The organism is Methylophilus sp. TWE2 (assembly GCF_001183865.1).
Taxonomy (GTDB): Bacteria; Pseudomonadota; Gammaproteobacteria; order Burkholderiales; family Methylophilaceae; genus Methylophilus.
Window position 1 is genome coordinate 811,517 of sequence record NZ_CP012020.1, and the last position, 10,356, is coordinate 821,872.

5 protein-coding genes are annotated in these 10,356 nt (G+C 44.3%); 4 read left to right on the forward strand and 1 reads right to left on the reverse strand.

The features are described from left to right. Nucleotides 1-6 precede the first annotated feature (6 nt). Nucleotides 7-1,989 (reverse strand): tetratricopeptide repeat protein, encoded by a 1,983-nt coding sequence (locus ACJ67_RS03865; RefSeq protein WP_049637952.1) that lies wholly within the window; start codon nucleotides 1,987-1,989, stop codon nucleotides 7-9. 392 nt (nucleotides 1,990-2,381) lie between these two features. Between ACJ67_RS03865 and ACJ67_RS03870 the strand changes: the two genes are divergently transcribed. From ACJ67_RS03870 to ACJ67_RS03885, 4 genes are all read left to right on the forward strand, one after another. Then, nucleotides 2,382-5,867, forward strand: a complete 3,486-nt coding sequence (locus tag ACJ67_RS03870) for a TonB-dependent receptor domain-containing protein (protein ID WP_231587281.1) — start codon at nucleotides 2,382-2,384, stop codon at nucleotides 5,865-5,867. Nucleotides 5,868-5,994: 127 nt separating this feature from the next. After that, a complete protein-coding gene (locus ACJ67_RS14975; protein ID WP_231587244.1) occupies nucleotides 5,995-6,939 on the forward strand; it encodes a hypothetical protein in 945 nt (314 codons plus the stop codon). A gap of 173 nt (nucleotides 6,940-7,112) precedes the next feature. Continuing rightward, complete coding sequence (locus ACJ67_RS14980) at nucleotides 7,113-8,051, forward strand: hypothetical protein (protein WP_231587245.1); 939 nt, start codon at nucleotides 7,113-7,115, stop codon at nucleotides 8,049-8,051. A gap of 73 nt (nucleotides 8,052-8,124) precedes the next feature. Beyond that, a complete protein-coding gene (locus ACJ67_RS03885; RefSeq protein WP_231587246.1) occupies nucleotides 8,125-10,296 on the forward strand; it encodes a calcium-binding protein in 2,172 nt (723 codons plus the stop codon). Nucleotides 10,297-10,356: the final 60 nt, after the last annotated feature.

The following is a 10,356-nucleotide window of genomic DNA, read 5'->3' on the forward strand; positions in this document are numbered from 1 at the left end:
CACCCATTAAGTCTTGGATATCAGTAACTCTTCCAACGCTTTTCTGACCTTGAGTATGGCGCTATCCCAGTCTCCTACATTTGCCTGTCTGAAGAGGCGGGCGGTGGGGTACCAAGGCGTATCTTCTCTGTCCAGCATCCAGCGGTAGTCTGGTAAATAAGAGATTAATATCCAGACATTTTTACCCATTGCGCCTGCCAGATGTGCCACTGAAGTATCTACGCTGATGACCAAGTCGAGGCAGTCCACCATGGCTGCGGTATCAGAAAAATCGTTTAATTCCTCATGGTATTGCTGTATGTGGTCTAGTTTCGAGAGAGCAATTTTGTCTTGTTCCCGGACTTCTTTTTGCAGGGAGTAAAAGGTTACCGGCAAATCAAGAATAGGCGCTAATTGCTTTAATCTCAGGCTACGATCATGATCTTTTTTGTGGTCTTTTGAGCCAGACCAAACCAGCCCAACTTTTAATGAATTGCTTGCGTAAGCAAATTTTCTTTGCCAATAATCCCTTTTGAATGGATCAGAAAAAAAGTAAGGAATCTTGTTGGGAATGGTTTCAACGGTTGTTTTAAACGCCAATGGCAAGCTCATGATGGGGCAGTGTAAGTCAAACTCCTCAACCTTCTCATCATTCCTGACAATTCTGGCATTGAGACCCATCGTTTTAATCATTGTGTAAAGTGCATTAGGCACTTTTAAAACAACTTTTGCACCGAGTTTTTCAACCAAGGGAACATAACGGCAAAATTGGATAAAGTCGCCTAATCCCTGCTCAGGATAAATATACAAAATTTTATCGGTGATGGACTCCTGCCCCAGCCATAAGGGTTGCTCATAGATTGGGTAAGAGCCTTTTAGGTCTTGTTTGTAACGGCGATACTCATATAACTGCCAGCCTTCTTCATACTCTCCTTTTAGGATTTTAAGTAGTGCTTTGTTCCAATGTGGATCCGCCATGTCAGGATTCAATTCAATGGCTCTATCATAGTTTTGTAGAGCCTCATCAAAATTTCCCTTACCTAGCATGGCAAGGCCACGATTTACATAAGGGCCAGCAGAGTCTGGAACGAGCGCCATGGCTTTTTCATATCCCACAATCGCGTCATCAAAACGTTTAAGTTCCTGAAGAACATTACTCATCCCATTATGGGGGAAAGGCGAAAGTGAGTTAAGTGCGATGGCTTTTTCATAGCTTATTAAGGCTTCGTCAAATTTTTTTAGCTCCATTAAGACGTTGCCTTGGCCGTTATATGCAAAAGAATAATTAGGATTTATTGCAATGGCTTTTTGAAAGCAAGCTAGTGCTTCTTCAAATCGTTTCAGTGTGATGAAAACATTCCCACAATTGTTATAAGCATCCACATAATCGTTTTTTAAGGAGAATGCATTCGTGTAACTGTCTACAGCATCATGGTATCGATTGAGCTCTTTAAGAACTACTCCGCGATTGTAGTATGCCTCTGCATGACGCGGATTTAAACTGATGGCATGCTCGTAACTCGTAAGCGCTTCCTGATATTTTTTGAGCTCTTTAAGCACATTGCCACGATTATTGTAAGCATTCGTATAATTTGATTTTAATGCGATTGCTTTGTCGTAATCACTGAGTGCTTCGTCATGCTTGCCATATTTTTCATGCAAAATTCCTCGGTTGTAATAGCCTTCTGCATAGTTGTTATTTAAAGCAATCGCTTTGTTGTAGTCACTATAAGCCTCGTCAAACCGGTTAAGTGCAAACAAGGCTGCTCCACGGTTCCCATAAGCAGTAAATTGGTTTGGGTCTATGCTCAGCGACTTTTCTACGTACTCTAATCCTGCTTCAAAACGGCCTTGTTGAAATTCAATCATTGCCAGGTTATTCAATAGGCGAGAGTTGGTTGAGTAAGCCGCCATCAAGGTGAGATATAGATTCTTTGCCTCATTTATCTTTCCACTTTTGTGGAGATGCAAGGCCTGAATAAACTGTTGATTTTGTTGTAAATCATTCATCTGGCACCCCTAATCACTGGATAAGAAATTGACTACCTATTTTTAGTTTTATGTGTGTAAGAGCGTTTTGTCAATATTAAAAACTCCCAGCTATTTGTAACATTCGTAAGTCTTTATCTCAACCTTTCAACTGCATATTAAAAAACACCTGCCCCCACGGCTACCTTAATTAGTGCCGTTGCAACATCCTTCAGCAAGGGAGTTTTCGCCTCAACCAAGCCTAATTTGGTTCTTCATATCACGCAGGAAAAAAATCACAAATGTAAATATTTGTTACCAACATCAGGTTTTTGCTTCGCTCACAGATGAGTCATAGACAGGAGAGGACTGTGAGTACGCATAAGAAATTGAAGAGAAGAGGAATACACACTGCGTTAGCTGCTTTAAGTGTGATGGCATCGCAAGCAGTGTGGGCAGAAGCATTAAATACCCAGTTGCCTAAACAACAGGAGGAAAGCTTTAGTGTGCCCGTTAATGTTGATATTCCAGCGCAGCCATTGGCGAATTCATTGCATGACCTTGGCAAGGCCACGGGTATGAATATTTCATTCCCCAATGACGTTGTCTCTGGCAAAACCGCACCTGAAGTGCGTGGCCGGATGACGCGCAAAGAAGCGCTGCAACGCGTGTTGGGCGAGAGTGGTCTCGTACCTAAAGTTGAAGGCAATAACATCTTCATCCAAAAACCGCCTAAAGAAGCCAAAAAAGATGTTCAGCTTGATAGGGTTGAAGTCCGTGCTAAACGCTTTTATGAAGTGGGTCCGCTACCTGGCTTGGGATTAACCAAGGAGGAAATCCCAGGCAATGTACAAAGTATTTCTGCGAAAGAAATTAAAGAGGCTCATTCGTTAAGTATCACTGACTTGATGAACCGTAAGTTGCAATCAGTGACGGTGAATGATTACCAGGGGAACCCATTTCAAATGGATGTGCAGTATCGTGGTTTTACAGCAGGGCCCCAGATTGGTACGCCGCAAGGTTTGTCAGTGTTTATTGATGGTATTCGCGTGAATGAACCTTTTGGTGATGTAGTGAACTGGGACATGATTCCAATGAATGCCTTAGCCAGTGTGGATGTTTTCCCCGGCTCTAATCCAATCTTTGGTTTGAATACCTTGGGAGGTGCATTTTCCCTTAAAACCAAAGATGGTTTTAATAATGCTGGTGCTGATGTTGATATTCTGACTGGCTCTTTTGGGCGTAAACAGTTGCAGCTTGAAGGTGGGTGGAACAACGGAACTGTTGGTTTATTTGCAGCAGGTAATTTCTTTTTGGAGGATGGCTGGCGCAAGAACTCGCCAAGCAGGGTGAACCAGTTATTCACCAAAGGCAGTTTTCGTGGGGATAACCTAGATCTGAATTTGAGTACTTTGTTGGTGCAAACCGACTTGACTGGCAATGGCTTGTTACCAACGAATGAGTACGAACAAAATCGGGATGGGGTATATACGAGCCCAGATGTCACTAAAAACACATTAGGTCAATTTCAGCTATCGGGCAGTTATTTTGTTAACGATAAATTTACCATTACTGGTCAGGTCTATCATCGCAATAGCAAGCGTAAGCAGAAAAGCGGAGATGTTTTTACTGACTATGAGAGTGACCTATTGGCCAGAAGAAGGCCTGGCATTAATGCCCTTACGGGGACGCCAGAGGAGTATGCCTGTTTATTTAGTAGTACCGGCCTTGCAGCAGAGTATGGTGTTCCGGATTACTATCTAGTCCCTGTTATCTTAGATTCAGCGGGTAATCCGGATTTTTCTACATCAGCATTCATGACGGATATGTTTCTGGATGCAACCCCAGGCGTGCTGGACAACGGTAACTATTCCAGTCTTCGTAATGCGCAGATAGATAATGCTGGTTATCTTCAAACGTATAAAACAGTGCTTAATTACTACAAAAATTTCTACGAAAGTGCATTTTACAATCGGACCAATGGAACCTTGAATGGCCCAACGGGTGAGGGGCCTACTGTAACTTATGGTTATGGCAATGATCCCGAGTATAGGGTCGGAACAGCACTTTGGGATTCAGGAGGATACCTCCAGAATGTTGATGGAGTCATGCTCACGACTGAGAATTACTATAATCAGGTAAGTGGTAACGTGATTACCCGATATTATGTTTTACCATTGGCCGCCACAAATTTCGATAACTGTAATGAAACACAATTAACTAATAACGCTACAGGTAGCAATCCAGGCGGCAATGCCTACACCTATCCTGATCCAAATGGTGGCCCATTCCCAACAACAGTTGATGGAGTCGCCACTGGGCAAACTGGTGTGGTAGATGGTACACCTACAGGTATTATTACCAATAACCAGATTGATCAAATTGTCGATGGCTTTTCCTTCCAGTTAAACTGGAATCTCGACCAGCATAAGTTTATGGTCGGAGCATCTTTAGATTCCGCAAGGGCTGACTATACTAATGAGCAGCAACTTGCATTTATTAATGCCAATCGTGAAGTTTACCTGGATCCATCCCAGGCACATCCGCAGTTTGCCGGTGCATTTGAGCCGATAGCCAATAATAATTTTGACGGTACTAGCATCACTAAGAGTTTGTATTTCAGTGATACCTGGACCCCTGTTGAAACTTTGCATTTTACTGCTGCTGGCCGTTATAACCAGACGCGAGTCAAAAATACCATTGCAGCGCGGTATGGCGTAGGCGCATACCAGATTGGTGATTTAATCGCGATCCCTGATAACTACAATATTTGCCCAAACGGTGATTGCACAGGGATAGAAACCAACTATCGTTTACCCGAAATTCTCAATGCGTTGGATACGGCAGAAACTGAAAAATTTACTTACTATTCTTTTAACCCATCATTAGGAATGACTTGGCAGGCAAAAGAGAATCTGAATTTTTTTGCCAATATTGCTCAAGGTACAAGGACACCAAGTGTCATTGAGTTGGGGTGCGCATATGATGACACCCCCGTCCCGGGGCTAGGTGGCGCGCTTGGACCTCGCAGCATTGTAGAAAACCGGTTTTGCTCACTACCTACCACCTTGTCTGGCGATCCATTCCTCAAGCAAATTAGGGCCACTACGTATGACATTGGTTTGCGCGGAACGATTGGCGAAAATATGCAGTGGAATCTCGGCGCATATCAGACCGATCTTAGAAACGATATTTACTTTATTGCAGTAGGCTCCCCGGGGCAGGGTTTTTTTGACAATGTAGGCAGAACCCGCCGTAGAGGTCTTGAGGCTGGGCTTTCTGGTCGAAAAGATAGGATGCGCTTCAGTTTGAATTATGCACTGACCGAAGCGACTTTTCAGGACACGTTTGACATGCCTAGCGATGCCAACAGTAGCTCAAACAATGTTAATGGGCTTGGCACTATCCGGGTGACACCAGGGAGTCATATGCCTGGTGTGCCACTTCAAAACCTGAATGCAAGCGTCAACTATGATGTGACGGATAAATGGACGGTTGGTCTAAGTATGGTAGCTCATTCTGATAGTTACCTGAGGGGCAACGAAAACAATCAGCATCAGCAAGGTATTGCACAGCCGCGGACAGTCTATGTACCTGGTACGGGGTATACCACAGTCTATCGCCAGCCAACTACTAATCCAGGAAAAGTAGATGGCTATGCTACCTTCAATTTTCAAACCAGTTACAAACTCAGTAAAGAATGGACTGCGACCATGATGGTCAACAATCTTTTTGATAAGGAATATTTTAGTGCTGGTCGTTTGGGGCGTAATCCATTCTCTCCCAGCATCCTTGGCGCAGTCGGGCCGGATGGCTACAACCATAACTCTGGTGATTGGCTGAGTACTAACTTTATTGCACCGGGGGCTCCCAGAGGTGTGTGGTTTAGCCTGAATTGGCATTTTGAGCCTGATAAGTAAACTTCAGGAAGAAGTCCTGATGACGTATCTCTTAAATTGAGAAGAATACCGAGTTAAGTTGAGTAGTGGTGGAGCCATGGATTTTAAGCGGCACAAATGTCCTATTTGATATTTTTGGGAGAGTTATATGAAGATGTCATTGTTGAAATTAGCAATATTAGAGACTTTGGGGCAAACGATGAATGTTTATGCCGCACCTGGCTTTGTTGGATTGCCCATCACGGGCTTTGCTAGTTCTGCTTATACCAATTGTTTTAATGATGGTAAAAGTGCAGCTGATCCGCGAGGCAACTTCGGATCCTATTCACCATATCTCTTGCCAACAACGACGATGAACAATACATGCTGGGTTGTAAAGCCTGCTGCTGAGTTAGTTTCGCCGATTGCTGGCTATACATTAGTAGGTAGTCGGACGGTAAATATACCTCGTGCCACAGGGGATAGTAGCGCCACTATTGGAACGTTAGTGGATTATGTGTGGCGTAATTCTTCTGCAAATATGTGCATTATTGGGACTCGCGTCACAATGATCGGAATTGACCATGATAATACTCTAGCTGGAACTCAATATTTTCAAGCAAATGATCTGGTAAGAGGCGGGTTTAGTGGTTTGGAGGTCAATGCTGGCTATGCATTATTTACTCAAAGTGGTTTTCCAGTTTTTCGTGTAGGGCGTACTTTTACGTCGGTACAGCATCGCGCTTTGAGTTATGTAACAGCCTGGGATAGAGCTCAGGATGGTGTTAACTATTTAGATCTGCCAACAAAAACTAGCGTGACAGTAAATATAACTGGTGAAAACTTCCCTATTAGTTCGACAGCAATTGCTTCGACTACATTAGCAACACAAGATGCAATGGTTAATGACAACTGGGTGGATTTTACTATGGAGGTCACATCTGTAGACGCGGACACCTCTGCAGGAGCAGTATCACCTTTCACCTATATACAAGCTCCTTGTGCAACAAGTCCTACTGTAAAAACAGGTGCGATAAGGTTACGTCAAACAGCGCAGGAAAATACTACCTTTAAAGAAATTATTATGGATGGTTATGCTATTGGCACTCCATAAGGTGAAACATGAAAAATCAAAAAATAATCATTTGGTTATTGGCATTTGTGGCTTCCTTTAAGTATTAACCTCGACTTGTTAAGAGCTTGAGCGGCGCTAAGCAAGTTGCGGTGAATTGGTGATGCAGGCAGCCACAAATGCCTGCTAATTATATACCTCTTTAGGAGAGCGTAATGAAAACTTCATTGTTGAAATTGGCAGTATTAAGTGCTATCGGAGTTATGAGTAATGCAAATGCAGCACCAGGGCTTGTCGCATTACCAACTACAGGTTTTGCTAACTCTGCGTATACCAATTGCTTTAACGATGGCAGAACTGCATTAGATCCGAAAGGCAATTTTGGATCATATTCTCCAATTACTGTTCCAACAAACTCAGTAAACAACACATGCTGGGTTGCAAAACCATCTTCTGAATTATTTGCTCCTCTTTCAGGTTATACATTAGTGGGTAGCCGCACTGTGAATATTCCTGGTGATAGCGGCAACATTGGTACTCTGCTTGACTATGCTTGGCGTAATTCATCTACTGGTATGTGCATTATTGGCACACGCGTCACTATGACCAACGCCGATCATGACAGCTCCACTCCAGGTACGCAATATTTTGAGGTGAATGATATTGTACGTGGTGGATTTTCTGGCCTCGCAGTAAATGCGGGTTATACATTATTTTCTACAACTGCTTCACCAGTTTATCGTCAAGGTCGCACCTTTACTTCTGTCCAACACCGCGCGTTAGCGTATGACACCAGTGCAAATAAAGCGTTGAATGGTACCAATTATTTGGATTTGCCAACAAAGAATACCGTCACAGCAAATTATTCCGGTGTGAATAGTCCAATTGATGCAACAACAACCGCTTCAACATCTTCTGCAACACAAGATGCAGTCGTCAATGATAGCTGGGTAGATTTCACGCTTGATAGTGTCTATGCGGATGATGATGGCAGCACAAATGCTGTATCAGCATTTACTTATGTACAAGCGGCTTGTACTGCCAATCCTAGCGTGATTACAAACGGAGGCGCGATTCGCTTGCGTCAGACCGCTCAAGAAGCTACTACCATGAAAGAAATCATTCTGGATGGTTATTCCATCGGTACGCCATAACTAAAAAAGTTGGAGTCTTTTAGTTTAATTTTGTAAGTGGCTTCAAGCCACTTACAAACCTAATGAGGAGTTTATGATGGCTGTTAAAATTTTCAATTCAACAGAAACAAGCTATACAGGTACAAATAGTTCTGACTTAATTGTTGGAAATGATCTGGGAAATATTATTGATGGTGGTGCTGGTAATGATGTTATCGCTGGAGGTGCTGGTGATGATATTTTGTTCGGGGGCGACGGGAGCGATCTCATTTCTGCTGGCGATGGTAATGATGTTGTTGATGCTGGAACTGGCAATAATATCGTAGATGGTGGCGCTGGTAATGACACCATTTTTGCTGGTGAGGGTAATGACATCCTTAGTGGTGGAAGTGGAGATGATACGATTTTTGGCGGTGATGGCGACGATATTCTAACTGGGGGCGAAGGTGCAGATTACCTGCAAGGTGATGGCAGTAGCTTCGGCAATGAAACAGTTGATGGAAATGTTTTTATTGTGACTTCTGATGATATTTTAATCGGAGGTGATGGAAATGATACATTTATCATCGGTGATGAGGAAGATTCAGAAGGTGTCGTAGTTGAAGCTGGTGTTTCTGGTCTCGATAACGAGGGTAATGAAGCTCGCTATATTGAGTTGTCAGAATCAAGTGAAATTGACGAAGAAGCTCCTCTACTTGCCATTGATACAACTACTGGTTTGGTAGTTGAAATTGAAGATGAAGATATGTCTCTGGAGGCCGAGACAGATGTTCGCTTGAATATTGTCACTCGCCCTGGTTCTTCCGCAATTAGTACTTTTGCAACAACTGTAGCTGGATATAATGCGGTAGACACATTGGCCTTTACTAAGTCTGGCGAATTTGAAGGTATTAAATTCTCTGGCATCGAGCGTATCGAGTTGGCTAGCGGTGTGGAGATTACTCTGGAAGCCGAGCAGTTGGAAGAGAACGGCGAGTCCCTTAGCTTGGGTGAAATCAATCCAGGTTACCAAATCCACGGTGTTGCTGGTGGCGATGTTGAAAATGTCACCATTGAAATGGAGTTTGAAGAGGAAGAGTTTGAACCAGCCGATACCATCGTAGGTGCCACCCCAGTTACTTACGATAAAGCGGTTTTTGAGGTAGATGACTTCTCTGTTGCTCACCTCTACTTCAATGTTGATGTCACCTACGACGCTTCAGAAGGCGAAGCTGGTAGTTTCACCCGTATCGACGGCGCTAACGAAGGCAGCGATGCGCATGAAATCGTTCTGGGCAGCGAAGGCGTTGATTACGCAACCATGCGCCTGGGTGATGACACTGTGTACGGTAACGGCGGCAATGACTTGCTCATCGGTCATGGTGGTGCTGACTACCTCGACGGTGGCGAAGGCGATGACATTTTTGTGATCGGCGGTTTTGGTAGTGGTGTGCAAGGCACGACTTCCAAGGCAGATGACGGTAACAAAGAGTGGATTGCGACTGGCGCCAAGCATGATGTCATCGTCGGTGGTGACGGTGTGGATACATTGCGTATCACCACTGGTATTGGTGCCAACACCAAAGCCAATGGTACTGTGGTGCTCAATGACGCTAACTTCCAGTCTATGGAAGTGGTGCAAGTGGGCGGTACTGTCGGCCGCTTGAACGTTGAAAACACCGATCTGCAGTTGCTCAATGATCATTACTACTTCAAGGCCAATGGCACTGTGGCTGACCTCTCCAACACTCTGGGTAACAACGGCGGCACCATCAACAATGTGGTTGTGGATGCATCCGGCGTGACTGCAAACGGCCTGCGTTTTGAAGGCAATGCCAATCAGCAAACATTTATCGGTACAACCCAAGCTGACGTATTTGTTGGCAATGGCGGTAACGATACGCTGACTGGTGGCGCTGGCGCGGATACCTTTGTGTTCGGCAAAGTGTATGAAGAAGTGGTCACTGGTTCTTCTACCACCGTTCAAACCTATACCAACACGGCGTTTAACCTGACCGGGGTAGACACCATCACTGATTTCACCCGTGGCACCGACAAAATCGAGTTGCACCTGGATCAGTACAGCCAGTTGGCAGGTTTCAACAGCAGCATGTTGCGTGTGAACAGCACAGGCACTGCGCAAGACGCGAATGATTACCTGGTTTACAACACCACCACTAAAACCCTCAGCTATGACGCTGACGGCAATGGTAGCGGTGCCAAAGTAGACATCGCGATCCTGACCGGTGTGAACACATTGTCAACCTCTGACTTTGTGATCGTGTAATCAATATTGTGACGGGTGGGGAAGCCCACCTGTCGCAATTCCTTACGGAAGTTTTCGTCG